Source organism: Microbulbifer bruguierae, assembly GCF_029869925.1.
Lineage (GTDB): Bacteria > Pseudomonadota > Gammaproteobacteria > Pseudomonadales > Cellvibrionaceae > Microbulbifer > Microbulbifer bruguierae.
Genome location: NZ_CP118605.1, coordinates 725,683 through 749,390, shown reverse-complemented (window position 1 = coordinate 749,390; position 23,708 = coordinate 725,683). Strand labels below are relative to the sequence as shown.

Annotated in this window: 21 protein-coding genes and 5 tRNA genes; 23 read left to right on the top strand and 3 right to left on the bottom strand. The window is 52.4% G+C overall.

Translation table 11 applies throughout. The features are described 5' to 3' along the window. Positions 1-52 precede the first annotated feature (52 nt). From PVT68_RS03220 to PVT68_RS03200, 5 genes are all read left to right on the top strand, one after another. On the top strand, positions 53-3,688 hold the full coding sequence (locus tag PVT68_RS03220; protein ID WP_280321164.1) for an ATP-binding protein: 3,636 nt from the start codon (positions 53-55) through the stop codon (positions 3,686-3,688). 143 nt (positions 3,689-3,831) lie between these two features. Further along, positions 3,832-4,287: a hypothetical protein gene (locus PVT68_RS03215; protein ID WP_280321163.1), complete on the top strand. Its 456-nt coding sequence runs from the start codon at positions 3,832-3,834 to the stop codon at positions 4,285-4,287. 95 nt (positions 4,288-4,382) lie between these two features. Then, positions 4,383-4,856, top strand: a complete 474-nt coding sequence (locus PVT68_RS03210) for a GAF domain-containing protein (protein WP_280321162.1) — start codon at positions 4,383-4,385, stop codon at positions 4,854-4,856. An 18-nt stretch (positions 4,857-4,874) separates the two neighbouring features. Further along, complete coding sequence (locus PVT68_RS03205) at positions 4,875-5,621, top strand: spermidine synthase (protein WP_280321161.1); 747 nt, start codon at positions 4,875-4,877, stop codon at positions 5,619-5,621. A 114-nt stretch (positions 5,622-5,735) separates the two neighbouring features. After that, the gene (locus PVT68_RS03200; protein ID WP_280321160.1) at positions 5,736-6,191 is read left to right on the top strand and encodes a hypothetical protein; all 456 of its coding nucleotides are present in this window, start codon (positions 5,736-5,738) and stop codon (positions 6,189-6,191) included. Between the two features lie 64 nt (positions 6,192-6,255). On the opposite strand, the gene PVT68_RS03195 is transcribed toward PVT68_RS03200, so the two are convergent. Genes PVT68_RS03195 through folD form a run of 3 tightly spaced genes read right to left on the bottom strand, consistent with a single transcriptional unit; the run spans position 6,256 to position 8,852 of the window. Continuing rightward, positions 6,256-7,287 carry a class I SAM-dependent methyltransferase gene (locus PVT68_RS03195; RefSeq protein ID WP_280321159.1) on the bottom strand — a complete coding sequence of 344 codons (1,032 nt, stop codon included), beginning with the start codon at positions 7,285-7,287 and terminating at the stop codon, positions 6,256-6,258. Between the two features lie 4 nt (positions 7,288-7,291). Next, positions 7,292-7,999 carry a 16S rRNA pseudouridine(516) synthase RsuA gene (gene rsuA / locus PVT68_RS03190; protein ID WP_280322572.1) on the bottom strand — a complete coding sequence of 236 codons (708 nt, stop codon included), beginning with the start codon at positions 7,997-7,999 and terminating at the stop codon, positions 7,292-7,294. 7 nt (positions 8,000-8,006) lie between these two features. Then, positions 8,007-8,852: a bifunctional methylenetetrahydrofolate dehydrogenase/methenyltetrahydrofolate cyclohydrolase FolD gene (gene folD, locus PVT68_RS03185; protein ID WP_280321158.1), complete on the bottom strand. Its 846-nt coding sequence runs from the start codon at positions 8,850-8,852 to the stop codon at positions 8,007-8,009. A gap of 254 nt (positions 8,853-9,106) precedes the next feature. On the opposite strand from folD, the gene PVT68_RS03180 reads away from it, so the two are divergent. The 18 genes from PVT68_RS03180 to PVT68_RS03095 all read left to right on the top strand — a co-directional run bounded on the left by PVT68_RS03180 (position 9,107) and on the right by PVT68_RS03095 (position 23,705). Further along, a tRNA-Pro gene (locus PVT68_RS03180) sits at positions 9,107-9,183 on the top strand. 17 nt (positions 9,184-9,200) lie between these two features. Next, a tRNA-Arg gene (locus PVT68_RS03175) sits at positions 9,201-9,277 on the top strand. Positions 9,278-9,488: 211 nt separating this feature from the next. Beyond that, positions 9,489-9,564: transfer RNA gene (locus tag PVT68_RS03170), tRNA-His, on the top strand. A gap of 257 nt (positions 9,565-9,821) precedes the next feature. Beyond that, a complete protein-coding gene (locus PVT68_RS03165; RefSeq protein WP_280321157.1) occupies positions 9,822-10,241 on the top strand; it encodes a hypothetical protein in 420 nt (139 codons plus the stop codon). Between the two features lie 456 nt (positions 10,242-10,697). After that, entirely contained in the window at positions 10,698-11,321 is a 624-nt protein-coding gene (gene cysC, locus PVT68_RS03160) for an adenylyl-sulfate kinase (protein WP_280321156.1), read from the top strand. A 289-nt stretch (positions 11,322-11,610) separates the two neighbouring features. After that, positions 11,611-14,016: a DUF6351 family protein gene (locus PVT68_RS03155; RefSeq protein ID WP_407666121.1), complete on the top strand. Its 2,406-nt coding sequence runs from the start codon at positions 11,611-11,613 to the stop codon at positions 14,014-14,016. Positions 14,017-14,204: 188 nt separating this feature from the next. After that, positions 14,205-14,280: transfer RNA gene (locus tag PVT68_RS03150), tRNA-Val, on the top strand. Between the two features lie 35 nt (positions 14,281-14,315). Next, positions 14,316-14,392 (top strand) — tRNA-Asp (locus PVT68_RS03145). A 154-nt stretch (positions 14,393-14,546) separates the two neighbouring features. Continuing rightward, a complete protein-coding gene (locus PVT68_RS03140; protein ID WP_280321154.1) occupies positions 14,547-14,909 on the top strand; it encodes an MbcA/ParS/Xre antitoxin family protein in 363 nt (120 codons plus the stop codon). Continuing rightward, positions 14,906-15,709 (top strand): RES family NAD+ phosphorylase, encoded by an 804-nt coding sequence (locus tag PVT68_RS03135; protein WP_280321153.1) that lies wholly within the window; start codon positions 14,906-14,908, stop codon positions 15,707-15,709. The genes PVT68_RS03140 and PVT68_RS03135 overlap by 4 nt, the downstream gene beginning before the upstream one ends. Beyond that, the gene (locus tag PVT68_RS03130) at positions 15,678-16,649 is read left to right on the top strand and encodes a 1-aminocyclopropane-1-carboxylate deaminase/D-cysteine desulfhydrase (protein WP_280321151.1); all 972 of its coding nucleotides are present in this window, start codon (positions 15,678-15,680) and stop codon (positions 16,647-16,649) included. The genes PVT68_RS03135 and PVT68_RS03130 overlap by 32 nt, the downstream gene beginning before the upstream one ends. A 115-nt stretch (positions 16,650-16,764) precedes the next feature. Further along, a complete protein-coding gene (rfbA, locus tag PVT68_RS03125) occupies positions 16,765-17,643 on the top strand; it encodes a glucose-1-phosphate thymidylyltransferase RfbA (RefSeq protein WP_280321149.1) in 879 nt (292 codons plus the stop codon). Positions 17,644-17,645: 2 nt separating this feature from the next. Beyond that, a complete protein-coding gene (gene rfbC, locus PVT68_RS03120; RefSeq protein ID WP_280321147.1) occupies positions 17,646-18,203 on the top strand; it encodes a dTDP-4-dehydrorhamnose 3,5-epimerase in 558 nt (185 codons plus the stop codon). Next, a complete protein-coding gene (rfbD, locus tag PVT68_RS03115; RefSeq protein WP_280321145.1) occupies positions 18,193-19,101 on the top strand; it encodes a dTDP-4-dehydrorhamnose reductase in 909 nt (302 codons plus the stop codon). Before rfbC ends, rfbD begins: the two co-directional genes overlap by 11 nt. Positions 19,102-19,180: 79 nt before the next feature. After that, positions 19,181-20,278 carry a dTDP-glucose 4,6-dehydratase gene (rfbB, locus tag PVT68_RS03110; RefSeq protein ID WP_280321144.1) on the top strand — a complete coding sequence of 366 codons (1,098 nt, stop codon included), beginning with the start codon at positions 19,181-19,183 and terminating at the stop codon, positions 20,276-20,278. Between the two features lie 193 nt (positions 20,279-20,471). Continuing rightward, complete coding sequence (locus PVT68_RS03105) at positions 20,472-21,341, top strand: NAD(+) kinase (protein WP_280321143.1); 870 nt, start codon at positions 20,472-20,474, stop codon at positions 21,339-21,341. A 190-nt stretch (positions 21,342-21,531) separates the two neighbouring features. Further along, a complete protein-coding gene (locus PVT68_RS03100; RefSeq protein ID WP_280321142.1) occupies positions 21,532-22,431 on the top strand; it encodes a glycosyltransferase family 2 protein in 900 nt (299 codons plus the stop codon). Between the two features lie 65 nt (positions 22,432-22,496). Continuing rightward, the gene (locus PVT68_RS03095) at positions 22,497-23,705 is read left to right on the top strand and encodes a sulfotransferase family protein (RefSeq protein ID WP_280321141.1); all 1,209 of its coding nucleotides are present in this window, start codon (positions 22,497-22,499) and stop codon (positions 23,703-23,705) included. Positions 23,706-23,708 lie beyond the last annotated feature (3 nt).

Below are 23,708 nucleotides of genomic sequence, written 5' to 3'. Positions count from 1 at the left end.
CGAATAAGCGAATAGACAACCGTATCAATCCAATACCGAGCACACGAAACGCATGTTTCTGAAAAAACTCATCCTGATCAACTGGGGCAATATTCCTCAGCTGGAATACGACTTCGGTCCGATTAACCTGTTTTCCGGCGGTAATGGTTCGGGTAAGACGACCGCGGCGGACGCAATCCAGACCTTGATGACCGCGGCTCACGACACCCTGTTTACCTTCAATCCGGGCCAGGATGAAACAACCCAGCGTGGGCGTGGGGGCAAGCAGGTGCGGACCCTGGCGTCGTATGTGCTCGGTTGTGATGACGGAAGCTATGCGCGATTGCAGCCAACCGATTGCTATATCGCAGGCAATTTCTATCCTACCGATGGCGAAGACGGTGAACCCTTTACCGCGGTTATGGGAATCCGTGCGCATCTCGATACCAGCTCTAAACCGGCGCAGGCGCGGCAGGATAACCTTCGATTTTTTGTGATTTCCGGTGAGCAGCTGTCCATTAAGGATTTCATCAAAGAATACAAAGATGGCAAACATTTGCTGCCGCTGGACAAGTTCTACGGTGTAGCCAGCAAACAATTTGACAAGGTTGAGCAGTACGACAAAAAGAAAGCGTATCTGCGCCGTCTATATGGCGCTCTGCGTGGGCGCAAGGACGCTGTGTCGGACCGGGAAGCCACCCATGCGGCGCGAACCTTTGCCAATTTTATGGCCTACAAGCCGGTTAAAAGCATCAATGACTTTGTTGCCCAGGAAGTGCTCGAGAAGCGCGATCTCGGGGAGGCCATCCGCTCGGTTTCCGAGTTGATGAAAACCATCCACGGGATGGAGCAGGAGGCGCGGGAGATCGTTGATCGTGTGGGTGCATTGCAGCGCATTGGTGAGTCGGCGAATCTCTACCGGCAGCAGTGGCTGCAGTTGCGTGTTCAGGAGTACCTGCAGGCCAAGCATCAACAACTGCGTGTACAGAAAACCTATCTCGAGGGTAAAAATCGCCAGAAGGACACCCGCGCTGAACTGGAAAATACCGGGCAGGAGATACTTCAGTCCGAGAGTCGTACACGCTATTTGAGTGAGCAACTGGTCGCGGTACAGGCCCAGCGCCAGGGTATTGCCGCGTTACGCAGCAAAGACGAGCTGGATCAGAAGATTGCCGATGCCAATCGGGATCTATCGTCATTGGCAGGCCCACTGGCGGGGCAGCAACAATTGTTCGCCGCGAACCAGACCGCTGCGGCGGATCTGCTGTCGCTGCTCAGCAGTACATCGATTGCGCTGGAAATTCCGGGATTCGCGGATGCGGCGCTGGTCAAGGCGCTGAAGGCGGTGGGTCGCGGTGATGATCTGCCGCAGTTGCAGGGGCTACTGGGTAAAGACTGGGTGGATCTGTCCGCACAGGAATCACTGCGCGAACAAGTGGCTGCCGCCGAGAGCGCACAGAACCGACTGGTACAGCAGTTGGCAGAGACAGATACCGGCAAACTGGCGGTGAGAGATCAGGTCAATGAACTGGTTTCCCGTGGCGAGTTGAAAGTGCAGCAGTTACAAAAGCAGTTGCACACGCAGGAAACCAGGATTCAACACCTGCAATCGAATCGTGTGCGTTATCCGCAGTACGTTGACCAGGCCTTGGCCGCAATCCGCGAACTGTGTCCGCAGGCAGAACCCCAGGTCTTGTGTGATTTTGTAGAGGTGCTGGACGAGCGTTGGCAGATGGCAGTGGAGGGCTATCTGGGGGGCGCACGCTTCTCGATCATTGTTGAACCGGAGCACGAAGCGGAAGCCATCAGTATCGTGCGCAATATGCCGGGGCGTAGCAATCGTGCAAGAGTCATTCAGGGGGATAAGGCGCGGCTGGATGCTGAGCGAATCGATACACCTGAGAACTCTGTCATTGACCTGATGTCCTTCAGTCACAAGACCGCGGAGCATTATCTGCGGGCTTCCTACGGCTCGGTACTGCAGGTGCGGGACTCCCAGGAGCTGCGCGGTACCCGTCGTGGCCTGACCCCGGAGGGGCTGGCGAGCGGCAACTACAGTATGTGGCGATGCGATATCGATGACGGTGAGCTGGTATTCGGCCAGGGCGCGCGGGCGCGAGCGTTGGCCGCGCAACAGAAGGCGTTGGAGTTACTGCTGAAAGAGGCCTCGCAAGTTAATGATCAGCAGCAGCAGCTGCGTCAACTCGCCCAATCCGTTCGCCGCCTGGTATCGCTGAAACTGTTGGAGCCGGTGGATGCCGCGCTCAATGCGCAGCGTCAGTGGCGCAATGCCGAGCAGGCCCTGGCGAATCTCGATCTGGAGGACGGCATCGAGCTGGAGCAGCAGGCCAGGGAGCTTCACGACAAACTGGAAGGTGAGCGCCTGCAGGGTGCAAGTCTGCAAAAACTCGCGGGCAAGCTGGAGAGCAATCTCGACAATATCGGCAAGCAGCTACACGCGCTTTCGGCGCAACTGGATCAGCTGGACGATGTGCTTTCGGAGAACGAAGCCGCGGTGCAACGTATTGCGCAGATTGCGCCAGACTTTGATGCGGAAGGTGCGCTGCAAAAAGCGGATGACCAAGCGGCGCAGGCAGGCGACGGATTTGATTTTTCCCAGGATATTGTCGAGTGGCAGGGGCAGCTGCAGAAGCACAGCCATCATCTGTTGAAAGCGGTGATGGATTACAACAGCAATTGCAGTACTGGTGACACGCTGGTATTCGATCCGGATTTTTCCGGTACTCACGGGGAGGGGCAGTTCAAGCTGGTGTGCCAGCTGTCGGACCAGGTCTCTGCGCTGCGCAATCGCCTTAAAAACAATCTGCTGGTGGACCGCCATGAGCAGTTGCTCGGCTTGAAAAAGTCTTTTAATACGACTTTTGTTACCCACCTTTGTCACGCCATCTATCAGTCCATCAACGACGGCAAGCGCGTGCTGGATGATCTTAACCAGGAGCTGGAACACCACCGTTTTGGTGCGGATCGCGAGCGCTTCCGTTTTGATTACAGTTGGGTGCCGGAATTCAGGGAGTATTGGGGCTTCTTCAAGGCAGTCATCGAGTTGCCAAATTTGGGGGAAGAGCAGAGCCTGTTTGATGCGGATCTATCACCCAAACACGCCCAGGTCCGCGATAAACTGTTGGGCATGCTGTTGAGTGAAGATGAGCAATTGGCCCGGCGAGAGCTGGACCGGATCAGTGATTACCGCAATTACCGTAACTACGAAATCTATAAGGAGCCAGAGGGCAAAGAGCCCATCGCCCTCAGTCAGTACGGTACCGGTTCTGGCGGACAGCTGGAAACGCCGGCTTATATCATTCGCTCTGCGGCAGTGACTTCGGCCTTCCGCTTTAATGACGGCAACAGCCACCTGAAAATGGTGCTGGTGGATGAGGCCTTCTCGAAAATGGATGAATCCCGGTCTCGCGAGGTGATCCGCTACCTCACAGAGACACTCGGCTTGCAGCTGTTATTTATCATGCCCAGCAGCAAGTCGGGTCCCTTTATGGACCTGATCTCCAATCAGTTCGTATTCAGCAAATGCCCGAGCCCCAAGCCTGTGGGCGAGCTGAATACACGGGTGTACGTTGACCGTAAAGTGTGCAATCAGGAAAGAATTGCCAAACTCTGGGCTAACCACCGTCGCACCATTCGGCAACAGGCTAGCCTGGAGTTTCTTGATCTGGTGGAGGAAGTCGGGGCCTGAGAGGCTGTCAGAGCGCAAAATTGAAGTTGTCTGGTCACGTTTTGAACTTGCGTTTTTGGCGCCAGTTCGCGGAAGATATGCTAGGTTCCGGTAGTATTTCTGAAGTACCACTTTTTTTTTGCGGTTTTGCAGGGGAGGCTTGGATGCGTCAGTTTTCAATTTTGCTGGTTTTTTTAGTGGCCTTTGGCGGTGCGGCGGTGCTGTACGAAAAGGAAAGCCGTAAGGTAAAGGGCGTGTTGTCCCAGATTACCGACCTGCAGGCCAAGGTGGGTGATATGCAGGCTGAGATCAACCGCCTTAATGGCGAGCTGGAAGCGGTTAAACTGGCGGAGCGTCGCCGACCGAATCTGAATGCGATTGCCAGCCGTGTGCTCAAGAATGAGCCGGTCAAATCTGCGGAGTCCTCCAGTAAGGCAACACTGGGTAAACAGCCGGCCAATCTGATGACCAATGATGTGACCAGCACCGCGCCAGCCATTCGCGGTCGTGGTGAGTCGGAAGATGAGCGCGAGTGGTCACGGCCTACGGTGGATGCCGAAGTCTATGAGGCGCATTCGCAGAATGCAGCCGGACAGGAAGCGGCGGACCCCTACCAGTAATACTGGCCGATCTTCCGGTAGGCTACAATGGCCCGTCCGAATAACGAAGCCCGCTGATTCAGCGGGCTTTTGATTTTTGGTTTCTGGATTTACTCATGACAATCACTGCATTTTACGAATCGCTTTGCGCGCAACTATCGGGCTTGCTGACCAATGAGCGTGACTGGCTGGCAAATACCGCCAATGCCAGTGCACTCCTGTTTCTGGAGTTGCCGGATATCAATTGGGCCGGCTTCTATTTTCTCCACGGGGATGAGCTGCGCCTGGGGCCTTTCCAGGGCAAGCCGGCGTGTACCCGAATTCCGGTAGGTGCCGGTGTGTGTGGCACCGCAGTCAAGACTGGCCAGTCTCAACTGGTTGAAGATGTGCATCAGTTTCCGGGTCATATCGCTTGCGATGCGGTTTCGGCGTCTGAGGTAGTAGTGCCGCTATATCACGGGGGGAAATGCATTGGTGTGCTGGATATTGACAGCCCGTTGGTAGCGCGATTCACCGAGCAGGACCTGGTGGGTATCGAGGCTTTTGCAAAGACTCTACTTCAGCATTCCGAGCTGCCGACAGCGGATTGATTACCGGGAAGCTCAGGGATGGCACTGATCTGGCACAAGCAAGTCGGCACCAGTCGTTACGAAGTCCGGACACATGGGGCGAGCGTGCGGCTATACAGCAATGGGGTTTTTCATTCCCAGTGGAACCCCATTGACCCGTTGAAAGGTTCTCTGTGGGAACTGTTGCTGCTGCCGGCATTTTTTCTTCCTGCAGGTGAGGTGCAGCGAGTGCTGATACTGGGGGTAGGCGGCGGTGCGTTGATTCGTTTATTGCAGCGCTATATTGGCCCTGGACATATTACCGGTGTGGATATCGATCCCCATCATCTGACGGTTGCACGTCGATACTTTGGTGTTCGTGGAGTAAATTTGGTATGTGCGGATGCCCGAGAGTACATCGATAGGCTGAACGCGCAATCGGAATACGAGCCTTTCGACCTGGTCGTGGACGACCTGTTTGGCCATTGCGACGGCGTAGCAGAGCGCGGGGTGGAAGCTGAGCTGTCCTGGTGTGAAGGGTTGTTGGATTTACTTGCGCCCGGCGGGATAGTGGTGGGCAATTTTGGCAGTCGACAGGAGTTGCTCAGCAGCGGATGGCGGTCACCAGTGATGAGGGGCCGGCTTTCTGGGCGCTGGACTGCGGAGCTGGCGGCGTACGAAAACTGCATTGGCGTTTTTTCTCGAAAACCGCTCGCCAGATCGGTTCTGACCGATCAGGCACCTCACCTCATTAATCCCGCAAACCCGGCCCGCAGGCTCGATCCTCGTCTTCGTCCACTGCGCTGACGGTCAATTTCCCACCCCCGAGGCCCGTAGACCGAATCGCCAAATCTCGTTGGCGTGCCAATGATCCTTGAGCCTATACTGGATATTAGGCAGTTGTTTTCCCGGGATCATTTGATGCGGTACAAGACCTTGGAAGATGTGATTCAGGAGGGGAGGGAGTTTCACCTCAAATTGAGCCGGCAGTACGAAGAGTTCGAGTTGCTCTCAGCCAACTCTCGAGCCAGTCTGCTGCTGGATCAGCTTAAGCGTCGGGAAATCTCGATGATGCACACGCTCGAGAACTTTCGAGATGATATCAGTGATGGTGCGCTGCACACGTGGGTTCAATTCGCCCCAGAGGGGCGCGAGCCGGAACTGCTCCAGCGATTGCGCAATACGGATATCACCGATGTTGAGGCTATCGGCCAGGTGGCGATGGATATTGAAATGTATCTCGCTGACCAATACCGAGACTTATTGATGATCGCAGATACCCCCAGTGCGCAACACGCACTGGAGCGATTGCTCGAGCTGGAACAGCTGGAGGAGCATACCCTGTCGCTAAATTTGTTTAGCTTGCGAGACTATTGAGGGTCAAGGTGTTCACTCAGGCTGACGTTTACTGAAACCATGTCTGCTTTTGAATGGAAATTTTTCAGGCTTTTCGCAAACGGTAAACACAAAAGCCTTTTTCTTTGCCTAACAACTCTACACTCTTGAATAGGTTCTGGGCTTTCCTACCCAGGGGGATAAATTCGTTGACCACAAATAGAGCTGTGCTCTGTGGTCGAAGAATCCGTTCCGCTTGGGTCAAAAAACGATCGGTCAGGTCACCCTCCACTTGAAACCCTTGGTGAAATGGAGGGTTACAAATTACTAAATTGGCACTGTAGGGCGGGATTGCGGATCCGGCATCTGCGGGAATCACCTCACCCGAAACACCAAGTTCCAGAAAGTTTTTTTCACAGGCCGCGATGGCTGCAGCATTGTTATCAGTTGCGATAATGTTCAGCGATATCGTGTTGTTGATCGCGGCTGCGAGCTTGGCGCTGAGGTAGCCGTAACCACAGCCCAGATCCACGGCCTGGATATTGCCATTGGGGAGGTGGTTTTCGAAGTGGCTCGCCAATAGCGCGCTGCCAACATCGACTTTGTTCCAGCCAAACAGCCCCGGTTTTGAGTAGAGTCCGTCGAGCTCGTCCAGCTTACGTAGATGTGGGTAGTCGGCGTCGTCCAGCGGCGGACCGATATTCGCGCCTTGACTGAATAGGGTGCAGCTCTGGTATTCGCTACCGAGTTTCTGTAAGTGTTTGGGAGTGCCGAATCGCTGGGCGGCTTTTTGTGCGTAGGTTTTGATACCGCTGGTCTTGCTGCCCAAGAGCACCAGTTCACCACCTTCACACAAGTACTGTGGTGCATTGTTGATGACGTGGTGCACCGCTGCCTTTTCTTTGGATACAGGGTATACGATGCGGGAATATTTTGTGTCGATTCCGGCCAGATCAAAGTCACTGAAAACTGCACCAATGCCGCAGTTTCTCGCTAACTCGACAATGTCCCATCGATTGCTGAGCAGAGTGCCGGTGAAACCGAACCCCGGCACCAGCAGTGGCTTTGTGTTTTCATCCGCAATCAAAAGGGTGTTTTCGTCGCAATCGCGGAGTATCTGTGAAAGCAGTGCAGGCATTTCCCTAGGGTGACTCCGATCCAACACTGGCGATTTCTTCCGGGGTCAGCAGGCGATAGTCGCCTTGTTCAAGATCTTCCTCAAGGTGAATGCCCCCAATGCGCTCGCGGTTCAGTTCCAGTACGCGATTGTCCAGCGCCGCAAACATCCGCTTGACCTGGTGGTAGCGGCCCTCGCTGATGGTTACCCGAACTTCATTTCGAAAGAGGATTTCCAGCTGCGCGGGTTTGGTACGCTTCTTTTCGTTGTTGAGCCAGATGCCCTTGGCGAACTTTTCTATGGCGCTGTCGTCGATGGGTTCGGCGAGCAGGGCGTAATAGGTTTTGTCGCAGTGGTGGCGAGGGGAGGTTACGCGGTGTGACCACTGTCCGTCATCGGTGATCAGAACCAGCCCGGTGGTGTCAATATCCAGTCGCCCGGCGATATGCAGTTTCTGTTTGTTGGGTTCATCCAGAAGGTCGAGCACCGTGGGGTGCTCGCCATCTTTCGTCGCGCAGACGTAGCCGAGGGGTTTGTTCAGCATAAAGTAGCGCGGCCCAGCTTCGTTGAGTATCTCATCGTCGAGACACAACACGTCTGTTTCCAGGATCTTGCTCGACGGGTCGGTGACCGCGACACCGTTGACGGTGATGCGTTCCTGTTTGGCTGCGCGCTTTACTTCGGCCCGGGAAAGATCGGTGACCTGGCTTATAGCCTTGTCGAGCCGCAGCATTTTGGTTTTAGCCAATTTTTTTCTCGCCTGAGTCTACGGACTGGTAAATCAGGGTGTTGATGGTCATGGGACCGACGCCACCGGGCACTGGTGTGTAAGCGGCGGCGCGCTCAGTCAATGGTTCCAGCTCGATATCGCCCACGCCACCGGGGTGGTAACCGGCATCCACCACCACGGCGCCATCTTTGATCCAGTCCGCCTTGATAAATTCGGGACGGCCCACGGCACCCACCACGATATCCGCCTGACGAATATGGTCTGCCAGGTTTTTTGTACGAGAGTGGCAAATGGTCACTGTGGCGTTGGCATTCAGCAGCATGGCGGCCATAGGCTTGCCGAGAATGGGGCTGCGGCCTACGACTACGGCATGTTTTCCTTCGAGTTCGATGTTATAGGCCTCCAGCAAACGCATGATGCCTTTGGGCGTTGCGCAGCCGTAGGCTTCTTCCCCCATGGCCATACGGCCAAATCCGAGGCAGGTGACTCCGTCGACATCTTTTGTTAGGGCGATTGCGTCGAAGCACGCGCGCTCGTCAATCTGTTCCGGTACCGGGTGCTGCAGCAGGATACCGTGTACATTCGGATTCGCGTTCAACTCTTCGATTTTCGCCAGGAGTTGCTCTGTAGTGGTAGAGGAGGGGAGTTCCACCTGCAGGGAGTCCATACCGATACGACGACAGGCATTACCTTTCATCTTTACGTAGGTTGCAGAAGCCGGGTCGTCACCGACCAGAATAGTGGCGAGGATTGGCGTCTGTCCGCCGCTTTTTGCCTTCAGGTCTGCCACGCGGGCAGACAGTTCTTCTTCGGTTTTCTGAGCAAGGGCCTTGCCGTCCAGAACCAGTGCAGACATAGAATTTTCTCAACCTGAACAGGGAGCGCGCTTGTGCGAAAGACTGGCGCTCATGGGAGTTGGAGTTTGAAGCTTAATAAAGGGGCGGCATTTTCGCACAAGCTGCGAACATTTGCGCTATTCCGTCACCAGTATGGTTAAGAGGTAAACTACTCAAAAAAGAATTAAAAAAGAATGGCTTAGCAGCGTTGACACCCTTGGGGGGCGCAAGTAATATGCGCGCTCTCGAACGGGGGCTGACCCCGAAAGAGAAACGGGGCATAGCGCAGTCTGGTAGCGCGCCTGCTTTGGGAGCAGGATGTCGGGGGTTCGAATCCCTCTGCCCCGACCAGATTGCCGGGTTTTCTTGCGCCCGTAGCTCAGCTGGATAGAGCATCCGCCTTCTAAGCGGATGGTCGCAGGTTCGAGTCCTGCCGGGCGCGCCATACTTTAGTGGTGGCTGCGAGCTCGGCGGACTTGTTACAGTCCGCTGCCAGTCTCCAGTCGCAGGACTAATCCGGCCCATCAGCGAAGCTGATGGGTTTCAAAATCGTTGCCAAGCAGTCTTTGCCAGCAGCGGTTTTGACCCTCCCAAGCCTAGAGCCTGGTGAGGAATATTGGTGTCGCCACAAGGCATCAATTAAAACTTTATCAATGGTGGCCGTAGCTCAGTTGGTAGAGCACAGGATTGTGGCTCCTGAGGTCGCGGGTTCGATCCCCGTCGGCCACCCCATATAAAACCCTTGTAAATCAAGGTCTTAGAAACCCCGCCAAGTGCGGGGTTTTTTCGTTTCTAGTATTCTCAGATGCGACTATGCGGTCGGGGTAAATCTGGGCGATTTCGCCTCTCCGTCATCCGCCGGGTCTTGCAATTGGTGGGGTAGTTGATGCTCTGCCGGTGGTAAAAATAATCTTGTATCCTCAGCGTTAATTGGGAAAAGTGCCATGCAGTGATTCCCGTAGCTTTACATGGATCAACAAGGGGGCTAGATGGGTTCGCATGAATTTTCCAAAGTGATTTATAGTGCCTTGGCTGGTGTGAGCATTGCTTTTTTTCTCGCACTGTTGGGCTCCAGTGTGAACCTTTCTGGCGCGCCTTGGCTGCAAGTGGCTGCGTGTTGTTTTGCCTTCTCGGTACCAGCTTTCTCTTTTGCTGCAACGTACCACTCGATGGCAGAGTTGGGGCGGTTCAGTGCTCAGAAACTGGAAGATTTTAATCGCCGCACTATTGGAAAGGCGTTGACCATGTTGATGCTATTGGCATTAGCCGTGGGCATAGCGAGCCTGATTGCCCATTTTTCCTTGATAGCATTCTTTTTGGTTATCGTAAGTTTTTTGATTTTTGGCCCCGTCATAGGCTATTTGCTTAAACAGGGTGGAGGTGAAGCCGGCAGCGATACTGCTAAGTAGTGCCGACTCAAGTAGTGCCGAGTCGCTCTCGGTAATTTTAATACTGAAAAAAGCTCGACTTTGGCTGGCATCGAGCGGATGCGGGCCCGACTTGCTTGGTTGCTCAAGTGGCGCTTCTGTGGAAAGTCTGGTCGTTATTACGGCGCATGCAGCGCACTTTGTAGGTCGGTGTGGTCGACATCAGCAGGTGCTGTCGCGTGGGGAGCAGTGCCGGAGGCCGGTTTTGGTGGGGGGATGCCCGGTCTCTTTTAACCATTTTGATCGTTTTAACGCCAATATAGGACTTGCTGGTTCCAATTACCGGGCTTTATGCCGTTTTTTTGGGTCCTTGGTCTTAATGTTCTTTGCGCTGCCTTTACCTGCGGGGGTGCCATCTAGGATAATGTGCGCCAGTTCTAGTAAATTCGGCCCTGTTTGTCGGGGTCGATCCGTTATTTGTGTATTCTGGGGGACAAAGTGACAGAAGTCGTTGAACGTAAGGCTACCAATATCCACTGGCATGACGGCGACGTGACCCGTGGTGACCGTGCTGCAATGCTGGGTCATAAAGGGGTGACTCTGTGGTTTACCGGCCTGTCCGGTTCCGGCAAGAGCACCGTAGCAGTTGCGGTGGAAAAGGCCCTCGCTGCCCGCGGTGTCCTGAGCTACCGCCTGGATGGCGACAATATTCGTCACGGCATTAACTCCAACCTGGGTTTTTCGGCGGAAGATCGCCAGGAAAACATTCGTCGTGTGGGCGAGATTTCCCGCCTGTTTGCGGATACCGGGGTGGTGGTACTGAGCAGCTTTATCAGCCCCTATTTCGAAGATCGCGCCCTGGTGCGCAAGATGCACGAAGATAATGACCTTCTTTTCATGGAAGTGTTTATCGATTGCTCACTGGAGGCTGCGGAGTCTCGCGACCCTAAAGGCCTGTACAAGAAAGCCCGTGCCGGCGAAATCCGCGGCTTTACCGGTATCGATGATCCCTATGAAGCGCCGCTCCAGCCCGAACTGCACCTGCGCACCGACCAGATGACCCTGGAAGATGAAGTGGAGGCGGTGATCAAGTCTTTGCAGGAGCGCGGCATCATCATCTGATTCCCTTGTTGCAGCACGCTTTTCTTCGATTTTGTAAAGTTGTGCTGCAACCTCCTGTCTCCGGGGCGCATTGTTGTCGATATGCTCCGGAATTCCCTTCCTGATTCCTCCCGCTATTTCATTTGAGCGGTCCTGGCCCTCGCTGCCGTTTTGCGCAGAGATTCCTTCGAGTTTATTCACCTGCCAACTCCCCGACGCTTTTGCCGGCGCCACATATACTGATGCTGTGCCTGCCTGATCAAACCGGCACTGCACATGACAAAGGACGTTTTGGCGTACGGAGACATCTATGGCTTGGAGCGCAAAGAGCTTTTCTGCGCGGTATTTGACTCGCCGGTTAGTCGTCGGAGTGACAGTTTCATTTTTCGTGCTGCTAGCCTTGGGCCTCTGGTACGGGTACGAAAAGTTGCCACGTATTCCCGGTGTTCCTAAAGCCCCGGTTGTTGGCGTGCCTGAAGGTGCTCTGAGTCACGCACCCATGCCCGCGTACATGGGGGACCACCCTCGCAAAAGTGGTCGACCGGCAGAATATTTTCCTTTCCCTGTTGCGATTGGTGGCACCGGTCCTGTCGAGACACTTTTTTCCGGCCCATCTACGTACCCGTTTCTGTGTGGGGAAAATATGGTCACTGGCCTGCAGCCGTTAGTGGACAATCACAGCGGTGAAGGGGTGCCAGTATTTGCTGTGGGTGAAAATGGAAAACTAACTGACGACGTAGTCGGCTATAGCCGTGACTGTAGCCACAAAACGGCTGTTTCCTATTTTTACCGAAGTTCACGCGATGGCGCCTTCCATCCGCTGGAAGAGGCACAGAATGATATTGATAAGGTAACCGTCAACGGCAGTACAACGGATTTTATCGTGCGATTGGAAACCGGCACCATCAACCGTTTCTTTTACGCGATTGCCGCTTTGCGCGGAGAGGGGGAAAGCGCGGACAGCCCCAATACCAGCAATTGGAACAAGCGCTTGATTTATCAGTTTCGCGGTGGTGTCGGGGTGGGACGTCGTCAGGGGAACATTTCCCGTACTGCGATTGTAGATAGACGTGAGGATCAGCTGGCCCGCGGCTACGCTATCGTCTACTCCACAGCAAACCAGACCAGCAATCACTACAATATCTGGCTCGCGGAAGACACGGCCCGTCGCCTTAAAAAGCAGTTTGCGGCGCTGTATGACGAACCGCTTTATACGGTAGGTATTGGTGGCTCCGGTGGGGCCATTCAGCAGTACCTGCTGGCCCAGAATGCACCGGGAGTACTTGATGCGGCGGTCCCGCTCTACTCATATCCCGACATGGTCAGCCAGACTATTTATGTGTTTGATTGCGAACCGCTGGAATACTTCTTTGATGTGGTTGCAGCGGAAGACGCCCGTTGGCAGAAGATGAGCGAGCGGGAAACTGTGATCGGCCTCGCGAGTCGTGAAGAGTTTGATCATCGCTTCAAAATACTCGAAACCGCGGCATCTCTGTTCGATGGCCGTTATCGGGGAAGAGCGGAAGGTGCATCGGAGTGTGTTCAGGGGTGGCGAGGCTTGGTTCCTCTGGTGAATAACCCCAAGTTTGTGCATTTCAAAAAGAGTTATGCGGATTCCATTGCGGAGCGCACTCACTGGTCTCACTGGGAAGACCTGAGAGATTTTTACGGTGCGGGGCAAGACGGCTACGCCAATAGTGCCTGGGACAACCAGGGCGTGCAATACGGCTTGGAGGCTCTGAAGCAGGGGCAGATCAGTGTGGACGAGTTTTTGCGCCTGAACGCCACGATCGGTGGTTGGAAAGCGCCGGAGGATCAGGCTGGTGAACGGTTGTGGTTTATGAACGGCGACCTTTTTCCCGTGCAGCTCTCAGTGTGGAGTGAGCAAAACATGAATCTCGGGAGTCTAGATAATCCGGCACCGAGGAATGTGGCGAGTGTCGACGCTATCCAGGGTATCTACCGGTCTGGCCATGTGTTTCTTGGTGATGTGGAAATTCCAATTCTCGATGTACGTCATTACCTGGATGGTGAATTGGATATGCATCACAGCCTGGCCTCATTTGCCAGCAGAGAGCGAATTCGTCGCGCCCGGGGACACGCTGATAATCAGCTCATCTGGATGAGTCATAAAAATTACAATCCGGTAGATGAAGCGCTCGATATCCTTGATCACTGGATGCAAAAAATTATCGAGCATCCTGAGTTGGGGGTTGCTGGTAACAAGCCAGTAGAAGCAACCGATCGTTGTTTCGATAGCTCAGGCAACGTCATTGCGGCGGGTCCCGGTGTTTGGGATGGTGCATGGAACCACAAGCCTGACGGTGCCTGTATGCAAGAGTACCCGGTGCATAGTACCTCAAGGCAGATGGCCGGTGCTCCCATAACCGGTGATGTTTTCAAATGTGCTCTGCAGCCTGTGGAGCGCGCCGTTGCAAAAGGTAGTTACGGAAATAGCACAGCTGAAATCATTGCTCATATTGCAGATATGCACAGGATATTTCCGGACGGCGTTTGCAATTACAACGAGCCAGATGTCGGGCGTCCCAAAGACCGACTATTTCATGCTGGCGGGGACGTCATTATCGCCGGCCATTCGGTGAGCGCCGATTACCGGCAGTTGTCCGGACAGATTGCGGCGGAGACGGAGGTGCAGAAGGATGAGGTTGAGGCTACCCCGGTGTCTGTCCGTGAGCCGGAGGTGGAGGAAAAATGAGGGTTTTGCGCCCTTATTGGTCAAAGGGTCGTCAGCTCTGTAAGTAGCGGGAATGGCTCTGAAAATATTTTGAAATTTTTGGCGCGTTTTTAGTTGACACAAAAATATGGTCGGGTATGATGCGCCTCGCTCTCAGGGGATAACCCAGAGCGAAACAGGAAAGCTTCTGATAATGAAGTTACCTGATCGGGTGGTTAGCTCAGTTGGGAGAGCGACGGCCTTACAAGCCGTAGGTCACAGGTTCGACCCCTGTACCACCCACCATCTCTCCTACACATGTTGAGAGATGAGTCTACCGCGGACCGGTAGTTCAGTTGGTTAGAATGCCGGCCTGTCACGCCGGAGGTCGCGGGTTCGAGTCCCGTCCGGTCCGCCACATACGAAAAAGGCCCACACTTGCGTGTGGGCCTTTTTCGTATGTGTGGTCCTACCTTCCCACTTTGCCCAGTCCCATATTTATGTTTGCAAAATGTCCGATTGATAAATATATTTAGGTCATATGACCAGAAATTGCTTATCTTGGAGGCTGTATGGCACATCCTGCTCATTCCCAACAGATTGCAGAAGATCAGGTTCTTCTGGAGGCAACACTGAACACGGCCAATCACTTGGGTCTTAAAAAGCGAGAACTCAGCGAGATAATTCATCTGGATGACCGCACCCTACGGCGCAGAAGCGGCCTTGCACCAGAGAGTGCTGAAGGCCAGCTGGCGCTGTTGCTGGTACGGGCCTATCGCTCTGCCTTTGTGCTGATGGGCGGCGAAGAGGGGGCCAAAACCTGGTTCGCTACCGCCAACCGGGCTTTAAACGGGGTGCCAAAAGAGCTCGCCGGTCGCATTGATGGATTGGTACGAATCGTTACCTACCTCGATGCCATGAGGGGCAAGGTTTGATCGACCTTCGGGAGAAGATTCGTCACTCCGCCACACGGTTGATCGGTCGTCTCTACCGTATTATCGAATCTCAGGAAGAGGTCGCAACCAGAAGCCTGGTGGACAACCTGCACAAGCAGGAAATTCTTGAAAAACTGCTCGAGCAGAGCAAGCCCGCGAGATTGCCGGGAAGTGAACACCTGCACTATTTGCTGGCCACACCTTTTCGATACCCGCCTTTGCCTTGGGGCTCAAGGTTCGGTCGCTGCGCTGAGGCTGGTATTTTCTACGGAAGCAAGTCAATCGACACCGTGCTCGCGGAAGCAGCCTATTACCGGCTGCTGTTTCTAAATGATATGCAGCCGTCGCCAAACATCGCTGTTACCAGCTACCACCAGGTCTTCTCCGCAAAATATTGCGCGGATCCGGGAGTCCGGCTACAGGCTGAGCCCTGGCGGACTTTCTGGCCCCAGATTACCCACTTGCGGGATTACACTTTTTGTCAGGACCTGGGGAATCAACTTCGATCTTGCGGAATTCAAGGGATAGAGACTTTTTCAGCGCGCGCTTTGTGCGCGGGAGTTGGAGGTGAATCCAATAATAACGGTCTTGTGACAGAGAGGCAGCAAGGGGTCAATGTTGCTATTTTCGAGCCCGAAGCTTTGCTGAAACGTCCGCCGACGATAGAAGCGGAAGTCACTGCAGAGGCTACCCATTCCAGTGTGCACTTTTTGATCAAGTCTGGCAGCGGCCTTGAGAGCCGCCGGTTCTTCAGCGAGGACTTCCTCGATGCTGGCAGTCTGCCTCTTCCTGCTGGGTAGCAAAATGCAATTCCTTTCGAATCTGGATTTACGAAGCTTTAAAAGATCAATTGCAAAAGTTCCCTATCAGTGCGTTTCGTCAGACGTGTTTCCTGGCGTTGACCTCTGGGTAAGGCGGGACGACCTTCTGGACCCGCTTATCTCAGGAAATAAAGGTTACAAACTCATTTTCAATCTTCTTGAAGCACGCAGGCAGAATACGAAGACGCTCATTACCTGCGGTGGCGCCTGGTCCAATCATATCCACGCAACGGCAGCGGCCGGTCAGCGGTTTGGCTTCCGCACGGTGGGTATCATTCGGGGCGAGGCGGAAAGCTACCTGAGTGCCACACTGCAGGATGCCAGGCGAATGGGAATGCAACTGCACTTTGTTTCTAGAGCAGCTTACAGGGAAAGGCACAGGTCTGATTTTCCGCGGTTTGCCGGCCTTGATGTCACAAATAGTTGCTACATTCCCGAAGGTGGGGCCAACCTGGCGGGGGCGAGAGGTGTTGGCCTTCTCGGGGCAATGATTCAGCAGACTCAGCCCATCAAATTTGCAGAGTGTTGGGTTGCGTGTGGCACGGGGCTGACACTAGGGGCCCTGGGGGCGACTCTTGGCCAGACGTTAAAGGTTGTTGGTGTTTCAGTATTGAAGGACCGAGGTAGTGTCGAACGAAGTGCTAACTTCTGGCGTTCTGAGCTGGATGGAGGCGAATCCGGTATTGATGTGCGTACGGACTATCATTGTGGTGGCTATGCGCGTTACCCCGTATACCTTGACCAGTTTCGTCATTCATTCCAGTGCCAAACCGGTATCCCACTGGACCCGATATATACCGCGAAGCTGGCATACGCCCTGCAACAAAACGCAATTGAGGGGGGAGGCGCCTCCTGTCGTAGACGCAAAGTCTTGATGTTGCATACCGGTGGGCTGCAAGGGGTAAGGGGTGATCAATAAATGTTCGCTGGGCCTCCTGCACAAAAAATCGACGTAATAGGGCAGCTGCGGCATAATTACCTCCAATACAGGAAGTAGTATTACAAGCTAGAAGACCAATAGAGGGAGATGTTCAGTGCGTAAGGGAATCATTCTTGCCGGTGGGACTGGCAGTCGGCTATACCCCATCACGAAGGCGGTCAGTAAACAGCTGATCCCTATTTACGATAAGCCTATGATCTACTACCCGTTGACAACGCTGATGTTGGCGGGTATTCGGGATATTCTGATCATCTCGACCCCTCAGGACTTGCCGGCGTTCCAGAATCTTCTGGGGAGCGGTGAGGAGTGGGGAATTAACCTTTCCTATGAAATTCAGCCTTCCCCCGATGGTTTGGCCCAGGCGTTTATCATTGGCCAATCGTTTATCGGTAACGATGATTGCGCGTTGGTTCTTGGCGACAACATCTTCTATGCCCACGATTTTATGACGTTACTACGCAGGGCATCCGCCAGGGCGCAGGGCGCAACTGTGTTTGGTTACCACGTGAATGACCCGAAAGCCTATGGTGTCGTGGAGTTCGATGTGGATGGCAAGGCGTTGTCCATCGAAGAAAAGCCAGCGCAGCCCAAATCCAATTACGCGGTGACCGGATTGTACTTCTATGACAACCAGGTGCTCGATATTGCCAAATCTATCCTGCCGTCTACTCGTGGTGAGCTTGAAATTACAGATGTGAACCGGGCATATCTGGAAGCTGGAACTCTGACGGTAGAAGTTATGGGGCGAGGAGCCGCCTGGCTCGACACTGGAACCCACGATAACCTGCTGGCGGCCAATCATTTTGTGCAAACGATTGAGGCTCGCCAGGGGCTGAAAATCGCTTGCCCGGAGGAGGTTGCGTACCGTATGGGGTACATCTCTGCGGAGCAATTATTGGCGCTGGCGCAACCGTTGCTGAAAAGCGGCTACGGCCAATACCTGATACAGGTCGCTGAAGATAAGGTATTTTGATCGTGGAGATAGTAAATACCCATATTCCCGCAGTTAAAATTATTGAGCCCCGTGTCTTTGGTGACGAGCGGGGCTTTTTCATGGAAACCTATCGCGAGTCCTGGTTCCGTGAAAATGTCGCAGATGTTACTTTTGTTCAGGACAATCACTCCAAATCCGGCCGGGGAATATTGCGGGGATTGCATTACCAAACAGAACAAACCCAGGGCAAGCTTGTGCGCGTGGTGCATGGCGAAGTCTATGATGTTGCTGTCGATATCCGCGAGGACTCACCTACCTTTGGTGAGTGGGTTGGTGTATTTCTTTCAGCAGAAAACCAACGACAGCTCTGGGTTCCCGCAGGCTTTGCGCATGGCTTTTATGTAACCTCGGACTCAGCTGAGTTTGTCTATAAATGTACAGATTATTATCATCCGGAAAGTGAACGTAGTCTGCGCTGGGATGACCCTGAGGTGGGTATCGATTGGCCATTGTCTGATGGCGGGGAGCCACGTCTTTCCGAGAAAGACCGACATGGACAGGCATTGAATGATGCCGAGAGGTTGCCGTATGTCCGCTAGCCATCACCAAGCACTTGTTTTTGGCAAGAATGGACAGCTCGCTTGGGAGTTGTTGCGTACGGTGCCTGACGGGTGGGATGTTACGGCGCTCGGCAGCGCGGAAATTGACCTGCTTGATCCTGCCCAGATCGCGGATGCTTTTGGCAGTTTGGAACCAGATTTGGTGATTAACGCTGCGGCTTATACCGCCGTTGACAAAGCAGAAACGGAAAGTGAACGGGCGTTCGACCTGAACCAGTGCGTAGTCAAAAATATTGTCGAGCAGTTGCAACTTCGCCCCAATGTGGCTTTTATCCATGTGTCCACAGACTTCGTGTTCGATGGAAAAAAAGCACAACCTTATAAAATAGGAGATGCAACCGCCCCCCTCGGCATTTACGGCGCGAGCAAGCTCGCCGGTGAACGAGAAATTATCGAACGCAGTTTGCACAATAGCCTGATCCTCAGGACATCCTGGGTGTATTCCAGCCACGGGCAGAACTTTGTAAAAACCATGTTGCGGCTGATGTCAGACCCGAGTAGAGAAGAGTTATCTATCGTCTATGATCAGGTTGGCACGCCTACTTGGGGGTATGGCTTGGCGAAAGCAATCTGGCGTGCTGGTGAAATGCGTGTTGTGAATACTGATAATACTCGGACGGAAATCCACCATTGGACTGATGCCGGCGTTGCGTCGTGGTATGATTTTGCGGTGGCGATTCAAGAGCTTGCCATAGAGCGCGGGCTGCTAGACAGAAAAATAGCGATTCGTCCGATACCTCACACCGATTACCCAACACCTGCTACGCGTCCTGCATTTAGTGTTTTGGATAAATCCCATTTCGAGGCCTCGTTCCAGATATATACCAAACACTGGCGGGAGCAGTTGGCCAGCATGCTGGATGAGCTCAAATCCTAACCGCCGGATATTTGAAAGTTTATCACTGTATTATCCCGGAACGCATAAGTTCGAAAATAGTAAACAGGATTAGATATTAATGGACCAAGCAAAAGTCGCTTCCAGGTTATTGGTTACAGGTGGTGCAGGGTTTATAGGTGCTAATTTCGTCCATTATTGGCTAAAACAATATCCCAGCGATACCGTAGTGGTGCTGGACGCTCTGACCTATGCTGGCAACCGCGCGAATCTTGATCCGGTTATGGATTGTCCGAATTTTGAATTCGTTCACGGGAACATTTGCAATACTGAATTGGTTGAAGATCTTCTGGTCAAGCATGCGTTGAATACTATTGTTCACTTCGCCGCAGAGTCCCATGTCGATCGATCAATCTCTGGTCCCGATGCATTTATCGAGACCAATATTATCGGTACCCATAGTTTGCTGAAGGCAGCAAAAAAAATCTGGATCGACATTCCGAAAGCCGATGGCCTTGCCCCCGTTACGCACCGATTTCATCATGTAAGTACCGATGAGGTTTACGGGACTCTGGAGCCAAATGACCCTCCTTTCGCGGAAACTACGGCCTACGCACCGAACTCTCCCTATTCAGCGAGCAAGGCAGCATCGGATCATCTGGTCCGTGCCTACCACCACACTTATGGTCTGGAGGTAACTACCTCCAATTGCTCAAATAACTATGGTCCATACCATTTTCCTGAGAAATTGATTCCGCTCATTATCACAAATATTTTGCACGACAAGCCTCTACCTGTGTATGGAGATGGTAAGCAGGTAAGGGACTGGTTGTACGTTGAAGACCATGCTCGAGGTATTGAACTGGTGTTGAAAGATGGAAAGGTTGGTGAAAATTACAACATCGGTGGGCACAATGAATGGTACAACATAGATATCGTAAAGCTCGTTTGCGACTTGATGGGCAGGGCTTTTGCGAATAGTCCCGAATTGGCGAGTGCGTTTCCTGAAGCACACTCGGCAACTGAAGGCAGATGTCGCGAGCTAATACAATACGTTACCGATCGCCCTGGACACGACCGCCGCTACGCGATTGACGCCCGGAAAAGTAGAGCGGAGCTCGGTTACCAACCTCAGGAATCCTTTGAGAGCGGTATTGAGAAAACTGTCAATTGGTACCTTAGTAACCGCCAATGGTGGGTTGACCTGATTCCATCATAGTCAATCTCAGAAAGCCCGGTTGATGGGCATTAGCTGAATCAGCTCCAGATGAATTTGATAATTACATATGTCGCTGATTTTATTTTTATAGTTGGCTTGAAGTCGGATAAACAACTCTTTGGGGGCAGGCCCGGTACAAACCGGGTTACAAGGGCAAGGGCGTGCCCAGACCAGCACTCCAGATGGGGGATCAGTGTCGGAATTTCAGAACATAGGCCTTATTGGCCGCACCGAAAGTGAAAGTGCAGTAATTTCACTCAAACGCCTGATGGTTTTTCTCGAACGGGAAGGCTATACCGTCATTCTCGAGGAAAACAGTGCCAACGATCTGGCTGGTCACGGTGCCAGGGTTTGCTCCAAAGACAAGCTTGGCGAGTTGTGTGACCTGGTGATCGTCGTGGGTGGAGACGGTAGCTTATTGGCTGCTGCGCGCACCCTTGCAAAATTCAGCGTTCCACTTTTGGGGATCAACCGGGGTCGGTTAGGATTTCTCACTGATATCACACCGGATGAAATCGAGCAGAAAGTGGGCGACGTACTTGCGGGCAAATACATGGCAGAAAGCCGGTTTCTGCTTGATATGTCGGTAACGCGAGATGGCAAGCCTACCGGAAAAGGCTCCGCACTGAACGATGTGGTGATTCATCCGGGCGAATTTATTCGCATGATCGAATTTGACCTGTTTATCGACGGTCAGTTTGTATACACACTGCGCGCTGACGGTTTAATCATCTCTACACCTACCGGCTCGACGGCTTATGCCCTTTCGGGGGGCGGCCCAATAATGCACCCAAAACTGGACGCCATCGTAGTGGTACCCTTGAATCCGCATATTTTGAGTAGTCGCCCTATCGTGGTAGAGGGCAGTAGTGAGTTCAAGATCGTAATTGGGCGGCACAATGTGGCGAATCCACATGTTACCTGTGATGGGCATGACCAGCTGATTACCCAACCCGGCGACGTCGTACGAATACACAAGAAGCCCCACCGCCTGACTCTGATTCATCCTCTAGACCACAATTTCTACGAAACCTGTCGTTCCAAATTGGGATGGGCGGGCTAATCATCCCATTTTTACCTAACGCGTCAGCTGTCTTTTTTGTAGCTTGCTAATAATTAGTAGTTTGGTATTAAGCGACTAAACTAGCTTGATAGGAACCTGTGTTTACAAGCTAGAGCCGGTAATAAAATTGCGTACGGACGGACCTGTAACAGACGCATCCAAGGACATATCCAAGAAGGTCGCTATCCTGATGGCGACTTTTAATGGTGAGCTCTTTCTGGAAGAGCAGATCGCTTCGCTCGCCAGCCAAACCCTGCCAAATATTGATCTTTGGATATCCGACGATGGCTCACAGGATGGAACCCTGGGGATACTTGATCAAACTGCTGCGGAATGGAAAAAAGGTCAGGTTAAGGTTCTTGCGGGACCCAGATTAGGATTTTTAGAAAACTTTAGATCCCTGATTACTGATCCCAGGATACGCGCAGATTACTATGCGTTCTGCGACCAGGACGATGTCTGGGATGCAGATAAGCTTGCTGTTGCTACGGAGTGGCTGTCAACGCAACCAGTCGACTTACCGGCCTTGTACTGCTCTAGAACCAGGCTCATTTCACAAAATGGAGAACTTACCGGTTTCTCCACTCTCTTCGTTAAAGAACCCAGTTTCAAAAATGCCATAGTCCAGAGTATTGCTGGTGCCAATACCATGGTAATGAATCGCGCGGCGCGGGATATCGTCGCTAAGGCCTCGGCCCGAACTACATTTGTCAGTCATGATTGGTGGTGTTATCTCCTCATCACCGGGGTAGGTGGGAGCGTACGATATTCACCCGACGCCAAAATTGGATATCGGCAGCATTCGAACAATCTGGTCGGGGAAAATAGCTCTACACGTGCTCGTGTGAATCGATTGAGGCGATTAATTCAGGGGGGGTATCGTGAATGGAATCGACGGAACCTTGAAAGTCTTAACGAGTGTCTCGATTTGTTAACGAACGATGCAAAGCAAACTCTCGAATATGTCACAAACTGCAGAACGGCTAGCTTGTGGCGGCGGATGACCTCATTCGTTCGATCGGGTGTACACCGGCAGACATTGTTAGATCAGGCCGCACTACTGTTTGCATGTGTAATAAAAGAGCTATAAGTAATTTATCGTTCAATATTTGTAGTGAAAATCTTGACATTCACTAGAAAGAATTGGTGTGAACATTGGACAGACCGAAAGAAGTTAAACCGGGCGTGGGTCCATCTAGTACTGGCGATCGCTCCCACGAGCGCACTGCCATTATTGTATTGGGAATGCACCGTTCAGGAACAAGTGCGTGGACTCGATGCCTCAATTTAATTGGCGCTGATTTACCGCGCCACGTGTTTGGCGTCGCTTCTGGAAATGAGACAGGACATTGGGAAGCCGAAAAGCTTATCGAGTTTAATAATGAACTGCTTAAAGTATGTGGTAGTCGCTGGGATGACTGGCGCCCCATCAATTTTGATAGTTTACCGCGAGGGCAGCTGGATAGTTACAAGATTAAGCTAGAGAAAATTATACGTGAAGAATTTGGTTCATCTGATCTTATTCTAATTAAAGACCCAAGGATATGTCGCCTTGCGGATATATACATCGATGTATTGTCATCGATGGGAATTGAGCCGAGAATCGTAATTCCATACCGGGATCCTTTGGCGGTTGTTGAATCACTCAAAAAAAGAGATGGAATGACAGATCATTTTTCTGTGGCTCTTTGGTTGAGACATTTGCTTGATGCTGAACGATTCAGCGCCGGAAAGAAAAGGGTATTTGTGTCATATGATGAACTAATATCTGATACAGATTCTATTATTGATGACGTCCGTTACCATTTGGAACTTGAGGGGACAAATGTGGATCATATGACACGTTCGGAAATATCCAAATTTCTTTCCCCTTCACTTCGGCATCATATGGTCTCGATTGAAAAAATTGATGCGCTTCCAATATTGCTAAGTTGGGCAAAAGTTATCTATGTCCAATTGACCGAAACGAGATCTGGTGAAAGTCCAAAATTCAGGGTCACTTTAAAAAACATTCGTGCAGATTTTGATAAAGTCTGCGAGACGTTAGGGGATGTGTTCTTTTTTGAGCTTCAGGAGAGGGAGCGAAAATATAGTACACAAGTGCATGAGCAGGCGCGGACAGTTGATCGATATAAAGAAAACCTAGTTTCTTGTGAGTTAGACCTTAAAAAAATACAAGAACAAATATTTGAAAAAGAACGTGAATTAGCCACATGTAAAGAGCGAATAATACTCCTTTCCAAAGAAAATGAAAAATATGGGGCAGAGTTGGAGCAGGCCAGATCACGTACTCTTGCTAAGCTTGTATCGAGAATAAAACAGCACTTTATTAAAGTGGCTGGAAAATATCGATGGGTTAAGTGACAT

Excerpts from the sequence above, each read along its gene's own strand:
- rfbD (WP_280321145.1), top strand. The coding sequence starts at position 18,193 with ATGTCCGCTAGCCATCACCAAGCACTTGTTTTTGGCAAGAATGGACAG.
- PVT68_RS03220 (WP_280321164.1), top strand. The coding sequence starts at position 53 with ATGTTTCTGAAAAAACTCATCCTGATCAACTGGGGCAATATTCCTCAG.
- PVT68_RS03130 (WP_280321151.1), top strand. The coding sequence starts at position 15,678 with ATGCTGGCAGTCTGCCTCTTCCTGCTGGGTAGCAAAATGCAATTCCTT.
- PVT68_RS03165 (WP_280321157.1), top strand. The coding sequence starts at position 9,822 with ATGGGTTCGCATGAATTTTCCAAAGTGATTTATAGTGCCTTGGCTGGT.
- rsuA (WP_280322572.1), bottom strand. The coding sequence starts at position 7,999 with ATGCTGCGGCTCGACAAGGCTATAAGCCAGGTCACCGATCTTTCCCGG.
- PVT68_RS03210 (WP_280321162.1), top strand. The coding sequence starts at position 4,383 with ATGACAATCACTGCATTTTACGAATCGCTTTGCGCGCAACTATCGGGC.
- rfbB (WP_280321144.1), top strand. The coding sequence starts at position 19,181 with ATGGACCAAGCAAAAGTCGCTTCCAGGTTATTGGTTACAGGTGGTGCA.
- PVT68_RS03200 (WP_280321160.1), top strand. The coding sequence starts at position 5,736 with ATGCGGTACAAGACCTTGGAAGATGTGATTCAGGAGGGGAGGGAGTTT.
- PVT68_RS03205 (WP_280321161.1), top strand. The coding sequence starts at position 4,875 with ATGGCACTGATCTGGCACAAGCAAGTCGGCACCAGTCGTTACGAAGTC.
- PVT68_RS03140 (WP_280321154.1), top strand. The coding sequence starts at position 14,547 with ATGGCACATCCTGCTCATTCCCAACAGATTGCAGAAGATCAGGTTCTT.
- PVT68_RS03155 (WP_407666121.1), top strand. The coding sequence starts at position 11,611 with ATGGCTTGGAGCGCAAAGAGCTTTTCTGCGCGGTATTTGACTCGCCGG.
- PVT68_RS03100 (WP_280321142.1), top strand. The coding sequence starts at position 21,532 with ATGGCGACTTTTAATGGTGAGCTCTTTCTGGAAGAGCAGATCGCTTCG.
- PVT68_RS03195 (WP_280321159.1), bottom strand. The coding sequence starts at position 7,287 with ATGCCTGCACTGCTTTCACAGATACTCCGCGATTGCGACGAAAACACC.
- folD (WP_280321158.1), bottom strand. The coding sequence starts at position 8,852 with ATGTCTGCACTGGTTCTGGACGGCAAGGCCCTTGCTCAGAAAACCGAA.
- PVT68_RS03215 (WP_280321163.1), top strand. The coding sequence starts at position 3,832 with ATGCGTCAGTTTTCAATTTTGCTGGTTTTTTTAGTGGCCTTTGGCGGT.